At 43.7% G+C, this 18,917-nt stretch carries 21 protein-coding genes; 4 read left to right on the top strand and 17 right to left on the bottom strand.

All coding sequences use genetic code 11. The features are described 5' to 3' along the window. Window positions 1-25: 25 nt before the first annotated feature. The 11 genes from FO447_RS00100 to FO447_RS16155 form a co-directional block, all read right to left on the bottom strand. Window positions 26-1,312 (bottom strand): IS1380-like element IS942 family transposase, encoded by a 1,287-nt coding sequence (locus FO447_RS00100; protein WP_055235773.1) that lies wholly within the window; start codon window positions 1,310-1,312, stop codon window positions 26-28. A gap of 90 nt (window positions 1,313-1,402) precedes the next feature. Further along, window positions 1,403-1,693, bottom strand: a complete 291-nt coding sequence (locus tag FO447_RS00095; RefSeq protein ID WP_200757144.1) for a carboxypeptidase-like regulatory domain-containing protein — start codon at window positions 1,691-1,693, stop codon at window positions 1,403-1,405. A gap of 597 nt (window positions 1,694-2,290) precedes the next feature. After that, on the bottom strand, window positions 2,291-2,788 hold the full coding sequence (locus FO447_RS00090; RefSeq protein ID WP_022121359.1) for a DUF6169 family protein: 498 nt from the start codon (window positions 2,786-2,788) through the stop codon (window positions 2,291-2,293). Next, a complete protein-coding gene (locus FO447_RS00085) occupies window positions 2,775-2,918 on the bottom strand; it encodes a hypothetical protein (protein ID WP_022121358.1) in 144 nt (47 codons plus the stop codon). The genes FO447_RS00090 and FO447_RS00085 overlap by 14 nt, the downstream gene beginning before the upstream one ends. 398 nt (window positions 2,919-3,316) lie before the next feature. Next, window positions 3,317-3,946: a GNAT family N-acetyltransferase gene (locus FO447_RS00080; protein WP_118190073.1), complete on the bottom strand. Its 630-nt coding sequence runs from the start codon at window positions 3,944-3,946 to the stop codon at window positions 3,317-3,319. Next, the gene (locus FO447_RS00075) at window positions 3,943-4,104 is read right to left on the bottom strand and encodes a hypothetical protein (protein ID WP_153112973.1); all 162 of its coding nucleotides are present in this window, start codon (window positions 4,102-4,104) and stop codon (window positions 3,943-3,945) included. Before FO447_RS00075 ends, FO447_RS00080 begins: the two co-directional genes overlap by 4 nt. Window positions 4,105-4,316: 212 nt before the next feature. Beyond that, on the bottom strand, window positions 4,317-4,484 hold the full coding sequence (locus tag FO447_RS00070) for a hypothetical protein (RefSeq protein ID WP_200757142.1): 168 nt from the start codon (window positions 4,482-4,484) through the stop codon (window positions 4,317-4,319). Between the two features lie 24 nt (window positions 4,485-4,508). Further along, on the bottom strand, window positions 4,509-5,177 hold the full coding sequence (locus FO447_RS00065; protein ID WP_200757140.1) for a hypothetical protein: 669 nt from the start codon (window positions 5,175-5,177) through the stop codon (window positions 4,509-4,511). Window positions 5,178-5,236: 59 nt separating this feature from the next. Further along, window positions 5,237-5,509: a hypothetical protein gene (locus tag FO447_RS00060; RefSeq protein ID WP_200757138.1), complete on the bottom strand. Its 273-nt coding sequence runs from the start codon at window positions 5,507-5,509 to the stop codon at window positions 5,237-5,239. A gap of 102 nt (window positions 5,510-5,611) precedes the next feature. Next, a complete protein-coding gene (locus FO447_RS00055; protein ID WP_200757136.1) occupies window positions 5,612-5,887 on the bottom strand; it encodes a helix-turn-helix domain-containing protein in 276 nt (91 codons plus the stop codon). A gap of 2 nt (window positions 5,888-5,889) precedes the next feature. Continuing rightward, complete coding sequence (locus tag FO447_RS16155) at window positions 5,890-6,021, bottom strand: hypothetical protein (RefSeq protein WP_254949412.1); 132 nt, start codon at window positions 6,019-6,021, stop codon at window positions 5,890-5,892. A gap of 128 nt (window positions 6,022-6,149) precedes the next feature. Here FO447_RS16155 and FO447_RS00050 point away from each other — a divergent pair, with 128 nt between their 5' ends. Together FO447_RS00050 and FO447_RS00045 are read left to right on the top strand one after the other, a co-directional pair. Continuing rightward, complete coding sequence (locus FO447_RS00050) at window positions 6,150-6,410, top strand: hypothetical protein (protein ID WP_147347541.1); 261 nt, start codon at window positions 6,150-6,152, stop codon at window positions 6,408-6,410. Continuing rightward, complete coding sequence (locus FO447_RS00045; RefSeq protein ID WP_118082166.1) at window positions 6,407-6,820, top strand: type II toxin-antitoxin system VapC family toxin; 414 nt, start codon at window positions 6,407-6,409, stop codon at window positions 6,818-6,820. Before FO447_RS00050 ends, FO447_RS00045 begins: the two co-directional genes overlap by 4 nt. 97 nt (window positions 6,821-6,917) lie before the next feature. On the opposite strand, the gene FO447_RS00040 is transcribed toward FO447_RS00045, so the two are convergent. The 5 genes from FO447_RS00040 to FO447_RS00020 all read right to left on the bottom strand — a co-directional run bounded on the left by FO447_RS00040 (window position 6,918) and on the right by FO447_RS00020 (window position 14,080). Continuing rightward, window positions 6,918-7,061: a hypothetical protein gene (locus FO447_RS00040; RefSeq protein WP_200757134.1), complete on the bottom strand. Its 144-nt coding sequence runs from the start codon at window positions 7,059-7,061 to the stop codon at window positions 6,918-6,920. A 22-nt stretch (window positions 7,062-7,083) separates the two neighbouring features. Next, window positions 7,084-10,659: a BspA family leucine-rich repeat surface protein gene (locus FO447_RS00035; RefSeq protein WP_200757132.1), complete on the bottom strand. Its 3,576-nt coding sequence runs from the start codon at window positions 10,657-10,659 to the stop codon at window positions 7,084-7,086. A 91-nt stretch (window positions 10,660-10,750) separates the two neighbouring features. After that, window positions 10,751-11,011 (bottom strand): hypothetical protein, encoded by a 261-nt coding sequence (locus tag FO447_RS00030; RefSeq protein WP_200757130.1) that lies wholly within the window; start codon window positions 11,009-11,011, stop codon window positions 10,751-10,753. Window positions 11,012-11,127: 116 nt separating this feature from the next. After that, window positions 11,128-12,279: an AraC family transcriptional regulator gene (locus tag FO447_RS15915; RefSeq protein WP_234699027.1), complete on the bottom strand. Its 1,152-nt coding sequence runs from the start codon at window positions 12,277-12,279 to the stop codon at window positions 11,128-11,130. 478 nt (window positions 12,280-12,757) lie between these two features. Then, complete coding sequence (locus tag FO447_RS00020; RefSeq protein WP_200757128.1) at window positions 12,758-14,080, bottom strand: RagB/SusD family nutrient uptake outer membrane protein; 1,323 nt, start codon at window positions 14,078-14,080, stop codon at window positions 12,758-12,760. A 306-nt stretch (window positions 14,081-14,386) separates the two neighbouring features. On the opposite strand from FO447_RS00020, the gene FO447_RS00015 reads away from it, so the two are divergent. Further along, window positions 14,387-16,747, top strand: coding sequence for a TonB-dependent receptor (locus FO447_RS00015; protein WP_200757126.1), 2,361 nt, complete (start codon window positions 14,387-14,389; stop codon window positions 16,745-16,747). A gap of 12 nt (window positions 16,748-16,759) precedes the next feature. Beyond that, window positions 16,760-17,353 (top strand): nicotinamide riboside transporter PnuC, encoded by a 594-nt coding sequence (gene pnuC / locus FO447_RS00010; protein ID WP_200757124.1) that lies wholly within the window; start codon window positions 16,760-16,762, stop codon window positions 17,351-17,353. 148 nt (window positions 17,354-17,501) lie between these two features. On the opposite strand, the gene dnaA is transcribed toward pnuC, so the two are convergent. After that, window positions 17,502-18,917, bottom strand: coding sequence for a chromosomal replication initiator protein DnaA (dnaA, locus tag FO447_RS00005; RefSeq protein WP_118080725.1), 1,416 nt, complete (start codon window positions 18,915-18,917; stop codon window positions 17,502-17,504).

Raw genomic sequence — 18,917 nt, 5'->3', positions numbered from 1 at the left:
TGGTTTAACCAGAAAAGCATGGTCTTTAACCAAAGTCTGTCTTGAACAGGTTGGCATAAGCATTGTTGTCTGAGTAAATATTCAATACATGCCTACGTGATGTCTTAATCCATTTCGCAGGAACAGAGATGAACTTGAAAACAAAGGTCTTGATTCTGCTGGTGGCACGCAATCCAAATTCATGGGTTTTCAATCTCTGCATAATAGCTTTGTAGAAGTTTCTGATGAGAGCTGTCATAAGCAGGAATACAGTATTCTGTGCCATGAACGATTTTGGCAATCGATTCCAGCCAAAGCCATTGTTCATGTCATCGAAGATGCGTTCCTTGCCACCACGAAGATTGTAGAATTCCACGATGTCTCTTGCACTCGACTTGTAATCGTTAGTCAGTATACATCTGTAGGTATATTCGCCTTCCCAAATGTCAAGGTCTCCATCTATTCGCCTTTGTCTCTGTATGACAAGACGATACGGTTTTCCTTTCCATTTCTCAACAAGGATGGAATTCAGCTCAAATTCAATACCGTTGATTTCAACAGTTTTCCATCCAGTCAAGGCAAACATGGAATCGTAGAAGGAAGAGCATCTGTTGGCACGAATATAAAAATGCCTGCAATGAGCCTCTACCATATCTACGATTTCCTCCGAGCATGAGCCGCAATCCATGCGGGCACGGGATATATATACTTCTGATGCCTCCAGTCGCTTGAAGATTCTTTCCAAAGTCTCTCTTTGGTTGAAGCGCACGTTTGTGTTGCCGTCTCTATTTTCAATACCGACAATCATGTCGTTAATGACTGCCACACCTGGACTATAGCCCAGGAACTTCTTGTAGGTTGGTTTTGCATCATGCTTCTCTGTTTCAATGAACTGATGGTCAAAGTCAAAATCATACTCTTGACCGGATTTCAATTGACCAGTAGCAAGCAGGGCTTTGATCAATAAGCAGTTCATCTTGTCTGCAGTATTGAAATCATAGGAGTTGCCAGAAGCAGATTTATAGGTGATGTTCTTACAAGTCAGTTCTTCGATAGCACGCAATATGGTGTCTGCGCTGCAAGTGCGAAGAGTTGGATGAAGAGACAAATGTTTCATCAAGTGAGTTGTAACATCCTCAATACATGAGCCGCCACAAAGATATACGCACATCAGAGAGCGTAGAATTTCGCTATATTGATAACCAAACATAGTGCATCTCAATCCCAAGGTGGAATCTATGGTTTGAGCTAAAAGAGCATCAAATTGCTCCATAATAGAAAAAATTCCTCCAAAAGGAGTGAGTTTCTCAGATTTTATTTGTATCTTTGCCATGTCATATTAGAGTTTTGCTTGTCTTCTTTTCGCAACACTAAGGTAAGTGAAAATTCTGACATGGCAAAATCCTGGGCAACTTTTTGTTGCTCAGGCACTTATAAATAATGTTAAACTATAGTGTTGCGGAATTAAGGTATAAGAAATTTTGAGTCTGGCACCTGGCTGTACTTCGATGGTGAAGTGACCATCCAGGTCTGTAGCAACACCATTTTTGGTACCATTCTCCAGAACCGAAGCTCCGATAACGGGTTCATTGGTATTGTCGATTACAGTACCCGTAATCTTCACCTTCTGTCCCCAAGCTGTCGCCGAGACCATTAGGACGAGTGCTGAGGCTGCTAATCCTCGCAACATCGCATTACTTTTTGATTTTCTCATAATTTATACTTTAGTTATTCTCATTTATGTTTAAAATTGCTGTCTGATAGTCGGGAACCCATCCATGATTGGTTTCCGGTTGCAAAAGTATATAAAATGTCTGATATTTGTTGGTTGATTAAATAATTAAGTGGTGAAAATGACCACCTGTTTTTACAACTGCATTTGATTATCAGGACTTTACATTTTTCACAGTTCTAAATATAAGTGGTAGATTTATAATGGTAAAAGACACAATTATAGAAGAAAAAAACTGTTTTTCGGATGATTCAGCCAGAAGATTTATGCAGACAATTCAACAAATGAGTTGTAATATAAGCAATCCCGATTTATCTCTTCACTCTTCACCTTCTCGCCCGTAACCCCTCTGTTTATCGGGGTTTCGGGAAGTGAAGAGTTTTCTTTATCTCTTCACCCACTCTTCACCCCTCTTCACCCATATAGAAATACACTATACGCAATATGGGAAGAAAAAAAAGAGGAAAAAGCCCCCGGTGCCATACGCATCGGGAGCTTTTTTTATGCACCAAGCAGCAAAGGTGCTGCCTGGTGGGGGTACGATAGAGATTCCGTTTGTCTATATCTCACTTACCGCTTTTATTCGGGCTTTGTATCAAAGAAACCGATAAACTCATCAAAATCTCGAAGAATGTCAGTCAACTTAGGATTACTCTTTTGAACTATAATAGCTATGTAATTGTCAACTTCTTCATCTCTAAGAATAGAAACCTTGACACAAAACCGATCTCGTTTATCGAATTCGTTAAACCATCTGGTAAAAAGACGAGCTCGCATAGCCTGTCTGCTATCACCCGTTTCACATTGATATAAAAGAATGTCCGGATTCGTGAGAAAGAACTCTTCAATAATACTTTGTACAGTCTCTTTTACTTTAGAATCGTTAGGAGAATTCTTCTTGTTTTCATTGAGAATACCGAATTCATACGCTTTTTCATCCTCCCAGATATTATTATTTTCAACAAATTCTATTCGATACTGAACACCATAATCTGTCAAGAACTTATATGAGCCATTATCTATCCAGACCTTATAAGGAGAATGAAAATTGAGGCGCGTTAAGTTAAAGGCCTGCATAGCAGTTTGCAGCCTCCTTACGTGCTTTAGCAAAGTCTATTTGAGCCTTTGCCTCCATTTCTCTTTTACGTTTAACCATGTCTCGTAATACAGCAATTGCTTCTTCACGAGTTTTAATTTTTAAAGCCATATTTATCCATTTAAAAGTTCTACTTCTATTTGTCTGCAAAGATAAGCTTTTATTTTGAAAATGCAAAGAAAACAGGAGAAAAGTTTCGAAAAAATATGGTGGTAGTTCTTGAACCCACCTATCACAGTGACACATAGAAAACGGTAGTGTTATTGACCACGAATATTGCGTGAAGGCTTTCACCAAGTTCTATCAGTTGTAAGCAATCCCGATTTATCTCTTCACTCTTCACCTTCTCGCCCGTAACCCCTCTGTTTATCGGGGTTTCGGGAGGTGAAGAATTTTCTTTATCTCTTCACCCATCTTCACCCATATAGAATTTGTAATACACTATACGCAATATGGGAAGAAAAGAAAACAGGCGATTCGGCGAAATTTCCTATTGAAGTCTGAGAACTTTATGATATATAGACGGTATCATCAATGTCTTCCATACCTAGGAGATCGAAATACATAAGACGTGTATTTAGTGGCAATCTGCCAACACCTATTTCCATGTATTTAGCTTCGAAACGTTCATCTTCAACAAGATATTTAAAACCGTTCTTTTGATAATAGTGAATGGTAGAATCACTATTATAGGCATCAACAATAATGAAACGGCATCCGGTTTTGTTATTATATCTGAACCAGTTTTTTATCAAGTCCATAACAGCAGTTCCGATTCCTTTGCCTGCAAACTTTTTGTTGGTAGCAAGTCTGCCTATCAGAACAGCTGGGAACCTGCGAAGTCTTTTCCCTTGAAGATCTGTAAAGTCAAGAAATGATTTTTTTGATTCATCATTTAGTTTATTGGTGATCCTAATGCTATCATTGGATAGGGTAAATGCAGCCACAACAATATTAGGATTGTCACGAAGACACAATAAATATGTTTTTCCAAGTAAACGCTTGGAATAAATAACGGAATCATTGGCAAAGAATTCGTCTAAGTCTTGATTGTCACAACAAAAAGGCTCACATGAAGCAAGCTTTTGAGGTGTTACGACAGTAAGAACGCACATCTCTAATAATTCTTCATATGTCATAGCAAGTTCATTTCGCGCAAGAATTTTCTTGTGAGTTCAACTTTTTTCTTGTCAACTTTAATACTTCCAGGATGGGCTTCTGTCCATTCTGCATTTTCTAAAAATTTTTCAGCTTCTTCACCTTGAAGAGTTGGAATGATTCTTATTGCTGTTGCCATAACTTTTCTTTTTTTGGATATTTTTGCAAAGATAAGATTTATATCTTTAACTTCCAAGTTTTTAGGCAACTTTTTTGTTTTTTTTTATTTTTAAATTGTTATAGTCATCGTGATAAGGAATCGGTCACGCAGATTTTTATTCTATACGGTTATGGAAAAGCCCCAGGCATCAGATGTGCTGCCTGTCGGGGAATACGATAGAGAATCAGGGGCTAGTCGGCCCAAATTCCCTTATTAGTTTCATTATCCCAGAAATCCTTCACATTTTCTTCGCTGTAATCCGCTTCTCCCGCCTTCTGGATAACAGAACCGGCGAGGATGGCTGTGGTTTCCATTTCCATGACGCTAACCACTGGCTTGATATATCTTTTCTTTTTCATATCTGTTTTTATTACTATTTTTTATTACTTGATGATAACCTTCATGGTCTTGCCACCACGCTTTACGATGTTCACACCCTTCTGCAAATTCTGTAGGCGACGGCCCTGGAGGTCGTAGTATTCAGCCTTGCTATCTGCTGTAGTCTCCAACTGCTCAATGGCTGTGGTGCTGCCGCCTACGCTGATGCTGAACATTCTGGCACCAGCTGCAGGAGCAGATGAGTTATCTACCATGTAAGCACGGAAAGGCTTGCTGCCCACAGACTCCGTTTTTGTTTCACCCAACAGCTTGGCTGGGTTCATCAGCTTGTCGCCCTTCACGATGTAGCAGTTGTTATCAGTATCCTTGCTGAACATCTTCTGTGTATAGAGACCCTGGAGCTGATAGTTGCCATTAGCTGTTTCTGCAGTCTTTACTTCATTTGCAATCTCCTTGTCGGCTTCTGTGAAGTCGAGCTTTGTTGCTCCATCCTTCATCTTGATGATAACAGGAGTACCAGCTGCGATGCTTCCCTCAATCTCTTCGAGTTCTACGGTCTCAGTACCCTCATCAGCCGAGAGAAGCTTGAAGGCACGGAAGTTCTTGTCGGCGAGAGATACCTCGAATGGCAAGCAGAGCGTTGCCCAGGTTGTGCCTTCCTTCATTGTGCGGTTGTAAGATGCAGCCTTGGCTGCGAATGGCTCGTAAGCCACGAAATCCTTATCGTCGTCAAGTACGAGATTATCCGTAGCAAGAGTTTCTCCCGTTGCTCCTATCTTCTCATCGCCATAATACTGATTGCCATCAGACTGACTACCAGACCCACGAACGTGATAAACACTACGCCGAGAATGAGGCAGATATAAAAACGCCCTCTCCTGATGAAATCACCCAAACTGAAATGATACATCGGGTAATCATCAAGATAGGTCCTATATTCCCTCACCATGACATTAATCATGATGCCAACATAAATGAGGAGAAACAAAGCTACTATCAGGATAGCCTGTTCTTCTTTGGCAAATGAATCTATTATACTTTTCATGGTGCAAAGATAGTGTTTTTCTTTGAAACTAGGTGTCGCATTCCCCCACATAGGTGTCGCATTCCTACAAAAAAGGTGTCTCATTCGTGAGGAATGCGACACCTAATACATACTTTTTAACAGTTTTTTTTCTCTCCAAGCCGTAGGAGAGCAGCCTTCTTTCTCTTTGAACATACGGTAGAGATGGGTACGGGAAGAGAAGCCACACTCGGCAGAAATGATGTCATTACCGAAGTCGGGGCTATCCAACATCATCTTCTTGGCAGCCTCAAAACGCACCTCGGCAAGCCAGAGGCGGAAGGTGGTATTGAGACAGGATGAGAGGTATCGCGACAACTCGTTCTTGGAGATGTTCAGCGAGCGTAACAGGGTGAACATGTTTACTGTGGTGTCTTTTCTTCGCACCACTTGTCAAGCTTCTCCTTGATGGCTGCCTGACGCTCCTGAGAAATTGGCTGTAAGTTTTCTTTACTGTCTGTATACTCTGCATTCTGCCTATCGGAGCTCTCCAAAGATACCCCCTTTCTAATTGAAATTAGCCAATTAAATTTCGCATTCAATTAAAATAATCAGCAAAATTCTTGGCTGTTTTAAATAAAAGTTGTAGTTTTGCATTTGGAATAATATAAATATGTATGATATGACAACATTAGCTATTTATAAATTGTGGAGTTTCTTGCAGTCCCTTCCTTTGACAGCAAGTAATGAGCGTTGGTTGGCCGAACGTCTGTTGGAGTCAGCTAATGCTAAGTCTGTTACAACTGTAAAGAAGCAAGAGAATGCGTGGGCTAACTATCAGCTTTCGCCCGAAATACTTAAGATGACGCTTAAGAATCGTAAGCAAGTTTCAGATGCGATAGATGACTCATTATATGAATCTTTAGAAGAAAAATACAAATGAAAGTATTCTTAGATACCAATATAGTCATAGATTTCTATGATCAGCGAGGTGATTTTTATTATCCCGCTGCCGTTATTTTTGACCTAGCCCATAAGAGAAAAATTCAACTTTATGTTTCTGCTATAACATTTGTCAATGCATTTTTTATCTTGCGCAAATCTTATTCTCGGGAAGAGTTGTATCAATCTATGTTAGGTCTTGCGTCTCTTTGTGAAATAACGGATGTGGATAAGGAGATTATAAAGAAGTGTCTATCATTTGAACGTAAAGATTTTGAGGATAGCGTGCAATATGAATCTGCTTTGCTCCATCAAGTAGATGTGATAGTAACAAGAAATGTAAAGGACTTTAGGGATTTTGCAGAAAATGTGCAGACTCCTGCTGATTTTTTAGAATCGATATTAGTTTAAAATAAGAAGGCTCAGGAAGGAAGAAAATGGTAAAAGCCCCCGATGCGTATAGCACCGGGGGCTTCCTGTATTATGCCGTTAGGCGTTATAATGACTGTTAATCACCATAATACCAGTCGTCTTCCATTTCTGGTCTACCACTGTCACCTTTTCCTTGCTGCATAGTAGATGCTGCAAGGAGGGTGCAAGAGGTGATGTTTACCACCTGCATCTCTGGCTTTGTATATTCTTTCTTTTTCATATCCTTTTGATTTTAAAATTCTTTACTTAACCATGATTTTATAAGTCTTGCTGCCACGCTTCACGATGTTCAGACCCTTCTGCAGACCATTGGTACGACGACCATTCGCGTCATAGTATTCTGCATTGGCATCGTTGCTGATAGCGTTGAGGTTGTCAATGGCAGTAGTGCCATCACCCTTTCCGATGCTCAGCATGGCTGCTCTTGCCTGAGAAGCTGTGGCTGGATGGATGTATGCACGCATCGGTTTGATACCCACGCCCTTGCCATCATTCAAGTCAGAGACACGCCAGAACTTATCCTTGCCGATGATGTAGTCGGTGTCTGCAAGACCCTGATTGTCTTTGCCGCCAATCTTGGTGAATGAACCTACGAGGTTGACATCTGTGTTTGTTCCAGCTACTGTTGGGGCAGTTGCAATTTCTGCATTGCTTGCAGAAAGACTAAGTGATGTCTTACCCTCATTCATCTTGAAGAGCACCGGAGTACCGGCAGGAATCTTTGCTCCTTCTTCATAACTCTCAAGAGTGATGCAATCATTATCATTGTCAATACCTGTAAGACAATAGAACTTACATTCTGTTTCCTGGCTCTGGACAATGGCGAAAGGCAAGCAGAGCGTTCCCCATGCGGTGCCAGCATTCATTGTGCGGTTGTAAGATGCAGCCTTGGCTGCGAACGGCTCGTAAGCCACGAAGTCCTTGCCATCGTCAAGAACGAGATTATCCGTAGCAAGAGTTTCTCCCGCTGCTCCTATCTTATCATCGCCATTCTTGCCTACCAGCTTGCTGAAATAGCCGGTTTTATAGTTGGCATATTTGGAGTCTCTCTTGCTAAAGCTATAGTCTTTGAGGCTTCTGCATTCATTGAACATATCACCACCATTGACCTGGTCCGTTACAAACTTTTCGCTGGCGTAGATGGTTGTGAGAGTAGAGCAGCCATCGAACATATAATCCATATTCGTCACATTCGCAGTGTTGAAGCTAGTGAGGTCGAGCGAAGAGAGATTTTGACAGTTAGAGAACATGCCGTACATATTTGTCACATTCCCTGTATTGAAATTAGTGAGGTCGAGCGAAGAGAGATTTTGACAGCGACAGAACATGACACCCATATTCGTCACATTCTCGGTGTTAAGATTCTCGATGCCCTCTATTGTGGCCAGATTAGTGCAATACCAGAACCAGCTACAACAGCTCGTTGGTCTTGCGTTAGCAAACGAAGCATCGAAGACCACTTTCTTGATTTCATCTTTATGCGTAAGCCACCCCGGTTCGGATGCTTCCAGATTAAGCGCATAAGCTCTTTCGGGCTTGGAAAGGCCGCGTCTGAATGTAAGCGTTCCTGTACCTTCGTTAAACTCGGCATACTCAAATATAGGAGTAAAATAACCATTCGTGCCGCAGTTGGCGTAGGTGTGGTCTGTCTTGCTGTTATTATACTCTAATATTGTGCCTTTGAGATTCCTGCAAAATGCGAACATACCTTCACCCGATTGTACCTTGCTCGTAACAAACTTATCGCTGGCGTAGATGGTTTTAAGAGCTGAGCAGCCAGAGAACATACAGACCATATTCCCCACCTCCTTTGTATAGAAATTAGAGAGGTCGAGCGAAGAGAGAGCTGAGCAGCCATAGAACATGTAACTCATATCTGTCACAATCGCTGTATTGAAATTCGAGAGGTCGAGCGAAGAGAGAGCTGAGCAGCTCTCGAACATGTAACTCATATTTGTCACATTCGCAGTATTGAACTTAGTGACGTCGAGCGAAGAGAGAACTGGGCAGCGACAGAACATGTAACTCATATTTGTCACATTCGCAGTATTGAACTTAGTGACGTCGAGAGAGGTGAGTTTTGAACAGCGATAGAACATGTAGTTCATATTCGTCACCTTCGCTGTATTGAAATGGGTAACATCTAGCGAGGTGAGAGCTGAGCAGCCATAGAACATGTTACTCATATCTGTCACCTGCTCTGTGTTCAAGTACTTCAAGTCTTTAATTGTTTCCAAGTTTGTTAACCACGCAAAGAAACTCTTCAATGATGTTGGAGCGTACGTTTTGAAACTCTTATCGAAAACGACACTCTTGATATCTAGGGAATTTATTCCTAAAAGATAGCTCATTTCGCCCACCGTCGGTTTATTCACTATAACTGCATGGTTTAAATCAAGGCTTTCTATATTGTTCGAAGTGATTTTCTTGAAAGTTAATGTGTTGTTAGACGATTCATAATCTGCGACATAGTCATCAATTGTGAATGATGTTTTCAGATTATATAAGAATGCACGATCAGCATTTGCATCTGAACGCCAGCCTTTTTCATAAAGTAACCTCAAAGAATGTTCGCCTGCAGATAATAAAACTTTGTATTCTGTTTGCTTTTTTCCGCTAATACACAAATCTTCTATGTTATCTACATAAATATAAAATTGAGCTCTGTTTTCTTCTGACGAAACGAGAACCTGAGATGTCAGTAATATAGGTTTAGATACATTGAACCTGATTACTGTCTCAGAAGAACTGCGATCCAAATGATAATTACTTGACATCAGTACATTGCTACCATTAGGAATAGTGAAGCCAAGATCCTGCATACCTTCGGCTTTCGAGTCCAATATCTGCCAAGGATAATCGCCATTGTCAGTAATGGTAACATCGGTTATACCATCCAAATTATTGAACAAAGCATAGCGATTTGCGCCACAGACAGTACAATTGCCTTCACTGTCTAATGTATGACCATTTGCTGGAATCACGAGGTTGGCAGCATCAGTAATCTCGGTAGTTGCGGCTTCATTGCTGAAGAGTTTGTTGCATACGTTGCATTGCCAGTATTCTTTTAAACCAGTTTCTGTACATGTAGCAGCTTTCAGTGCATGATGAGTGAGAGTGTGTGGCTTAAGAAGATTCAAATATTCCTTCACAATTAAATGACAGAGAGAGCATTCTTTTGTGGTATAGCCAGGCTCTGTGCAAGTAGGTTCTACGGTTTTGATTGCTGCGCCAAGAGCAGACGAGCCATCGGCTTTCAGGTGCGTACAGGTATTGAGTTTGAGTTCAAACTCGCCTACCTGCAATATGCTTCCACTATGAATAGCCGAGATTTCCCATTTAAAATATTTATAAGAGGTAGAACCTTCGCAGGGAAAGTTGTACGAAGTATTGTTCTTATCCTGGAGCACCTTGTCTTTGTTTACCTCATCGATAAGCGTCCAAGCGCCATTTTTGCCTTCGTTGTTGCCATAGAGTTTCCATGAAAACGGATTGCGACCTCCACATCCAAAATTTGCATTGTCATTACCCGTAGTGATGGTGTAGCCCACAGGAATTCCTGCCTTGCTGGCTTCGAAGATGACATAGGCGCTGCCTCTAAACTCGCAGCACCACTTAGAGGAATTGCCGTCTTCCTTTTTGCCATCAAAGAGATTAGCGTAAGTCTCACCCTTGTAGCCCACAGGGGTACCTGCTAACTTTTTAAGCGTTACTGTCGTTACGTAATCTGTCTGCGCCACCATACGTCCAGGCAGAAGCAACAACATGAGCAACATCAATGGGAACAGGGCAAATCTACAGAACTTTGCCCCCCCCACTGTTCATACGGCCGACGTGCGACCCATTGGATTGATTTGAAAAATGTTTCATAATTTAATATTATATTTGTCATTATATTTTATCAAGAAATTACTGAATACTGATTGCCATCAGACTGACTACCAGACCCACGAACGTGATAAACACTACGCCGAGAATGAGGCAGATATAGAAACGCCCTCTCCTGATGAAATCACCCAGGCTGAAATGATACATCGGGTAATCATCAAGATAGGTTCTATATTCCCTCACCATGACATTAATCATGATGCCAACATAAATGAGGAGAAACAAAGCTACTATCAGGATAGCCTGTTCTTCTTTGGCTAATAATTCTATTATACTTTTCATGGTGCAAAGATAGTGTTTTTCTTTGAAACAAGGTGTCGCATTCCCCCACATAGGTGTCGCATTCCTACAAAAAAGGTGTCTCATTCGTGAGGAATGCGACACCTAATACATACTTTTTAACAGTTTTTCTCTCTCCAAGCCGTAGGAGAGCAGCCTTCTTTCTCTTTGAACATACGGTAGAGATGGGTACGGGAAGAGAAGCCGCACTCGGCAGAAATGATGTCATTACCGAAGTCGGGGTTATCCAACATCATCTTCTTGGCAGCCTCAAAACGCACCTCGGCAAGCCAGGGGCGGAAGGTGGTATTGAGACAGGATGAGAGGTAGCGCGACAACTCGTATCTGCTGATATTCAACGAACGTGACAGGGTAATCATATTCAGCGACGTATCCCTATAACCCTTGGCGGCACACCATTCATCCAACTTCTCACGGACGATCTTCTGCCGTCTTTCTGAACGCAGTGATTGTAAAGTTTCTTTCTTATCATCCAGTTCTTCATCCTGCAGTTCAGAATCGACAACGTCTCCCACACATTCCATAGCAGCCTCCTCTTCTTCCTCCTTATCCAAGAGTTCTTCGGTAGGCATGTAATTATAGCCCAAAGCCATGAAACTGAGCGTGAAGAAAAAGACAGCAAGCAGTCCCAGAGGTCCGATAACATATAGAGATTTGGTGGAAAGGACTGCAAAAGGCAGGGCTACTGCTGGGAAAAAGACCATGAATACACTGGCTCGCGCATATCTCACGTAAGGCAGGATATCATAACCAGCCATCACCTCCAGCATCCTCCTGCGCTTTCTGATTTCCACTATTATCATATAGATGCAATAGGCTACGTTGATGGCGAACAGGACTATCATCACATAAATCCAGCTGCCGATATGGAAGTTTCCCCTCTGGATAAAGCCGATGCAGAAGGCAGCCAATATGGCGGCATAAATGCTGGCGCAAACGATGTTCATCTTCCGGCGGTTGGCATGAGTTGCCTCGATATTGTAAATGCCAATAGAGATGAGCGAGAAGCAAGGGGGATAGGCGAGCATGTTGAAAACGGCTCCCACAGCAGCGTCTTGAGCCCGGAAGCCCAGAAGCATCTGCATGAGAAATTGTATGGCCAATCCTACCATGGCTCCGATAATCAGCCATCGTGACACTTCATATCGCCGGTTCATCCACTTCATGTGCAGTCGGGTAATACCCAGGATGAGGATATTGACGAGCATAAATAGGAAACAGGCGAACTGCAATAAATATAATGTATCCATTTCGTTCTTATTTTTGTATTTGGCATCTGCCAAGATTATCGTTAACACGTTAAAACGTATGCAAAAATACAAATTTTATTTTTAAATGGAGAGGAGAAATGGGGGAAAAGTAAATAAAAGGACGAAAAAAAATGGTTTTATTTATCGGGAACAGCAGACTGGCGAAACTAGAACAGCAGACTAGCGATAGGCAGAACAGTGGGCTGTCTGAGCCAAACAGCGAACGAAAACCGGTTTGCCAGGTTTTTCAATAACCGAAATATCACACCGGTTCCGGCTGATATCAGAAAAGAAGACGAAAAATTGATTTTACTCTTCACTCTTCACCCAATCGCTGGAAATGCCTTTATATAAAGGGGATTCGAGAGGTGAAGAGTGGGTGAAGATAGGTGAAGAGTTACAAAAAACTCTTCACCCTCCGCAACACCTTTATATAAAGGGGATTCGAGCTATCGGGTGAAGAGTGAAGAGTTTTTATCTATTCCATTGCCTCATATCCTTTGTTCTGAACCAACTTGCCATTGAAGGCAAGACTCCGCTGAGGTATCGGGAAGACGATGGAACAGGACGTAAGAGCGGACTGAACAGAACGGCGAAGATGCGAGGACTTGAGGAACTTGCCGAAACGGATAAGGTCCTGACGGTGACAGGTTTCGCCCGCCAACACAACCTGACGGTCTTCCAGAATATTGGCAAGCGATGACTTGCGCGCAGGCAAACCGGCATGCGCACGAACCATATTATACTCTGCCCTGCCATCCCCATCGTTGCGCTCCATCGCCTCAGCCTTCATCAGCAACACATCAGCATAACGGAAACGGAAAAGAGGTTTGGCTGGTCGGGAATGCAGAACAGAATCAGCCTCATCCATCACCAGCGCATCCTTCGGCATCAGATAACGCACCGAACTGTTGAAGATTTCATCCTCCTCTAAACTGCAGCCTTCATCAGCCAGTCTGTTGCAATAGAAGATGCAGGTTTCCCAAGCATTCAATATCTTGCTGCGGTTCTCACTCGCCTTGCCGCCCGTAATGAGCGAGGCGCCATCGGCAGTACGCACCATAAATTCCAGGTCCCTACCCTTCGGACGCTTCCTGTAACCCTGCGCCCAATCGTTGTACATATAGATTTCAGCATTCAGCGCCAGCTTAGCCAGCAGGAAGTTGATCACAGGCTGCGTGATGCGCCCATAATGAGAGCCTTCCTCCAAACTTGACGTCTGAGGAAGATAAGGCAACACCTGCTGCAATTCGCTGAAGATGAAATGGAAGATTTCGCTCCGTTCGCTCTGAGCCGACAGCTTTTCATCGGTAACCGAAGAGCCCGATGCCGGTTCATAGATGAGAGATTCTGCCGAAGACAGGAGTACCGGAATCCTGCCATACAAATCCATCGCTTCATAATACATCATGGCTCTGATGGCACGCACCTCGGCCTTGAACTGCGCCTTCTGGTTATCGGTAAGCCGTACAGACTGTAAATCTATCATATCCAGCGACTTGTTGCACATGCCGATAGCCCGATAAAGATATTGCCAGGAAGAATAAAGCTGCTCATCATCAGGAGAAAGAGAAAGCAGACTGTCCAGACGCTGAATATCGCGGATGCCTTCCCCATCTATCGTTCCACCCATAAAATCATATAAAGGAGCTATGGTCGTATCGAATATTTCAGACGCAGAACCATTGCTGCCACCCCCATCGAGCTGATCCTTAGGATGCTCATTCAAGCACGATGAGAATGCCAACAGGGTCAGGAAAGAGATGACCCACGTGAACAAATGTGAAATATACCGTCTCATAACCATATCACATGAAGTTTAGGTTTCAAACTGTAAGGACTGCGAATAACAGCAATCCGACTGCAAATATAAGAAAAAAGAATGATAAAAGGACACAAATATAGTAAAAATCTACGCAAATTTTGCGGTTATCAAATTTATTTGTACCTTTGCACCCGGTTAGCAGAGAGCTAACTAAGGGGTGCTACCGCCAGAAAAGAGAAAAAAGCGGATGCTGAGAATATACCCATCGACCTGAACCAGGTAATGCTGGCGTAGGAAAATAAGGCACATTCCCCCCTTATATGATGTTTTTAATTTAAATAAATGAAAAGATTCAACGGGATCGCACTCAGTGTAGCGTTTTGCTCTTTGGCAAGCCAGGCTGCACTGGCACAGACAAAAATCGACACCTTGAAGGTGCAGAATTTGAATGAAGTGATTGTAAAAGGCGTACGTGCCGCAAAGGAAGCTCCATACGCCGTGGCTAACATCAGGAAATCAGAACTTAAACAATTCTCTTGCTCAGGTCAGGAATTGCCATTTCTCCTTTCTCGTACACCGGGCATCCTCGCCTGGAGTGAGAACGGTATCGGCACCGGTACTACCTATATGCGCATTCGTGGCGCTGCCGGAAGCCGCATCAATGTAACACTCGACGGAGTGGCTCTCAATTCACCGGAAGACCAGACCGTTTTCTGGGCTAACATGAACAGTTATTCTTCGCTCCTGGGCAGCATCCAGGTACAGCGCGGCGTAGGCTCTTCTACCAATGGCGACGGTGCCTTCGGTGGAAGCATCTCTATGGCTACAGCTGCTCCTTCGCTCACCCCTACTGCAGAAGTTACCGGTTCTTTCGGTTCTTACAATACCTATCATACAGGCGCCAGCTTCTCTACAGGTCTGCTCGGCAAGCATCTGATTTTTGACGGTGCTTATCACGAGACTGCTACCGACGGTTATGTAGACGGCACAGCAGGCCGCTCAGGTTCTTACTATGGCGGACTGACCTGGCTGGGCGATAACTTCAAGATAAGCTACAAGAACATCGGCAACTTCGAGAAGACCGGTCAGGCTTGGAACGGTGTGCTGGGCGGAGATTACAACTCTAACTTCACCCTCCTTGAGGATGGCATCCGCACTTATAAAGATATGTATAAGGCTGGTCTGGATAAGTTTAACGTGCTGACAGGCGATATGGTTCGCAACGACAAGGGCGATTATACCATCACTCCTTATACCCTGCGCGACGGAAGCAAATGGGACAAGACTACTGATAACTTCTATCAGAACCACAACATCCTTTCGGCTACCTGGACACCAAGCAGCCACTGGAGCCACAGCCTCTCACTGCATTACACCTATGGCTACGGCTACTACAAGGAGTTTAAGAACAACGCCAAGTTTGCCAAGTTCGGACTCGTTTACAATGATGCAGAAGGTAATTTCATCAAGAAATCTGACTTCATCCGCAAGAAGGGACTCACCCAGCATACCTACGGCATGGTATACAATACCAACTACAAGGATGAGCACTGGGATGTTATCGGCGGATTGAACCTGCAGCAGTTCCGTGGCAACCACTGGGGATACCTTACTTATATCGCCAACCAGGATGCCGAGAAGAAATTCTTCGGCAACAATGGTCAGTATAAGTACTATGACTCTGATGCCCACAAGTATGACTACAGCGCCTTCGTCAAGGCAAGCTATCGCTTTGCAGACTACTGGAATGCCTTCGCTGACCTGCAGTATCGCCGTGTAGAATACAAGACCGACGGTATCAACGATAAATTTATCGCCCTGAAAGACGGCAGCTACAAGAACCAGGAGCTGAACATCAACGAGAAGTACAACTTCTTCAACCCTAAGGCAGGTATCAGCTTCAACAAGGATGGCCACAAGGCATACGCATCTGTAGCCTACAGTAACCGCGAGCCAGAGCGCAACAACTTTACCGACAACTTCAACTATCCATTCCCTAAAGAGGAGAAGCTGCTCGATGTAGAGTTCGGCTATCAGTATCAGGGCGACAACTGGCATGCAGGCGCCAACTTCTACTATATGGATTATGACAACCAGCTGGCTCAGACCGGACAGTTGAGTGACATCGGCGAGGCGCTGACCACCAACATCAAGGATTCTTATCGTATGGGCGTAGAGCTGGCAGCCGGCTGGGCACCATTGTCATGGTTGTCTGTAGAAGGAAATGCCGCTTTGAGCAAGAACAAGATCAAGGACTTTGATGAGTATGTAAGCAACTGGGATGATGAAACCAAGCCAGGCGTAGTACATTACGACAACTCAACCCTGTCTTATTCTCCATCAGCTATCCTGAACGGATTCATCGATATCCACTATGCCGGTTTCTCTGCTACCTGGCATACCAACTTTGTAAGTCGCCAGTATATTACCAACACAGAAGACCGCGACTTCTCGCTGCCATGCTATTCACAGAGCGACCTGAGCCTGAACTACAGTGCTAAGGTAACCAAGGCACTCGGCATCAAGGAGGTAAGCTTCGGTGTGGACATCAACAATATCTTCAACCGCCACTATGCAGCCAGCGCATTCACCTGGAGCAATGCTACCGGTTACGGATATACATTGGACAAACGATTCAAGCAGATAGCCTACATCCCGATGGCAGATACCACCTGGATGACGCATCTTACATTGAAGTTCTAATCAGAAATCATCATGATGGATTATATTGCATCACATGGTTTAGACATCTTTACCACGGTACTCGGACTGGTTTATATCCTGTTGGAGTACCGTGCCAGTATCTGGCTCTGGCTGGTAGGCATCATCATGCCCGCCCTGGACGTATGGCTCTATTGGAGTCATGGTCTTTACGGGGATGCGGGTATGGCGGTCTACTATACGATAGCCGGTGTATATGGTTATGCCGTATGGAAATATGGCAAGAAGCACAACCAGAAGGAGAAAGAAGAACTTCCGATTACCTATATGAAGAAGTCGCTCTATCTCCCTACTCTTCTGTTCTTCCTGGCAGCCTGGGGCATCACCTATTATATACTGATAACTTTCACCAACTCTACAGTTCCTCTGCAAGACAGTTTCACCAATGCCCTGAGCTTTGTGGGTCTCTGGGCGCTGGCACGCAAATATATCGAGCAGTGGTTTTTCTGGATTATCGTAGATGCCGTTTGCTTCTATCTCTATATCATCAAAGGCATCCCATTCAAGGCAGGACTTTACGGTCTCTATGTCATCATCGCCGTAGCCGGATACTTTAAATGGAAGAAGATGATGATGAAAAAGAGTTGATGGTTGACAGTTAATAGTTTATAGACGGAAAAAGGAAGCCAAGGCAAAAACAAACTTGCCAGGCTTCCTTTATTTCATTTATATAAACAAGAACCACTATACCAAGGTTCCGCGCTTAAACTTATCCTATCAGCGAAAAGCACATCCTTTATGCCCTTTTCACCTTTAATCCGTTTTCGATACTAACCAGTTCATCGCTGAATCCAGCATCAATCTTCAGTCTTTCTTCCACTTTTGAACAACTGTGGATAACTGTGCTATGATCACGATTACCAACGAGTTTTCCGATTCTCGAAGCAGGCATTTTGGTATATTTCTGTGCCAGATACATTGTTACCTGTCTAGCTACGACATAATCACGCTTACGGCTCTTGCTGTTCACGGCAGTAACCGTTACATTATAATGATGGCAAACCGTTTCAACGATGTCATCGATGGTGAGCGGCTTATCATCCACCTTCACCGCACGCTTGATGACGCGCTCGGCAAGTCGGATATCAATGCTGCTGTTATAAACAATGCTGTAAGCCAGAAGACCATTGATGGCTCCCTGCAAATCGCGCACACTTCCGTTACAGGTCTGGGCGATGAAAGAGATGACATCTACCGGAATCTTCAAACCGTCACGACGGATCTTATTGCTCAGGATATCCACACACAACTGGATATTCGGCTTCTCCAACTCGCAGACCAGACCGCAAGAGAAACGGGTGAGCAGACGGTCTGGCATATCCTTCAACTCTACCGGAGGGCGGTCGCACGCCAGGATAATACGCTTTCCGTTGCGGAAAAGGTGGTTGAAGATATGGAAGAAGGTATTCAGCGTCTTTGCCTTACCAGCCCACTCCTGGATATCATCCACAATCAGCATATCAATAGACTGATAGAAGTTGATGAAATCATTGCTCGCATTATGGAGCACGGCATCAGTATACTGGGTCTGGAAAAGACGGGCACTCACATAGAGCACACGCTTCTGAGGATACATCTGCTTCGCTTTCAGGCCGATGGCATTCACCAGATGCGTCTTACCGCTACCCGAAGGTCCGTAAATGAACATTGGGTTAAACTGGGTGGTATTGGGATGCTCGGCAATAGACAATCCTACGGAACGAGGCAGCTTATTGCTGTCACCCTCCATATAATTGTTGAAAGTAAGCTTCGGGTCTAACTGTGTATCAATGTCTTCCTGCTGCTGGGGAGCGGCAGGCTGGGCAGCCGTCTGCTGGGCACGCTCACGAGTTTGCTTTGCCATATCAGCATCGTCTGGATCTGCCTCTATATCTTGAGAAAGCTTATGCTCCTTATCGGTTACAACACGATAAGTGAGACGGATTCCTTCACCAAAATTACGATGCAGCACCTTACTTAACAAGTCAACGAAGTTCTGTTCCAAGTACTCGTATACGAACGGACTCGGAACCTGCACCAACAAAGTCTTTGTCGACGGCTTGTACGATTCAAAGACGATTGGCTTGAACCATGTGTTATATTGCTGCTCTGTTACACTGTCCTTTATGAGCAAAAGACTGTTGTCCCAGAGGGCTTTTGGACTTGCTAACAT

Source organism: Segatella copri (assembly GCF_015074785.1).
GTDB lineage: Bacteria > Bacteroidota > Bacteroidia > Bacteroidales > Bacteroidaceae > Prevotella.
The sequence above is the reverse complement of the archived record's forward strand: the minus strand, read 5'-3'. Positions and strand labels throughout refer to the sequence as shown.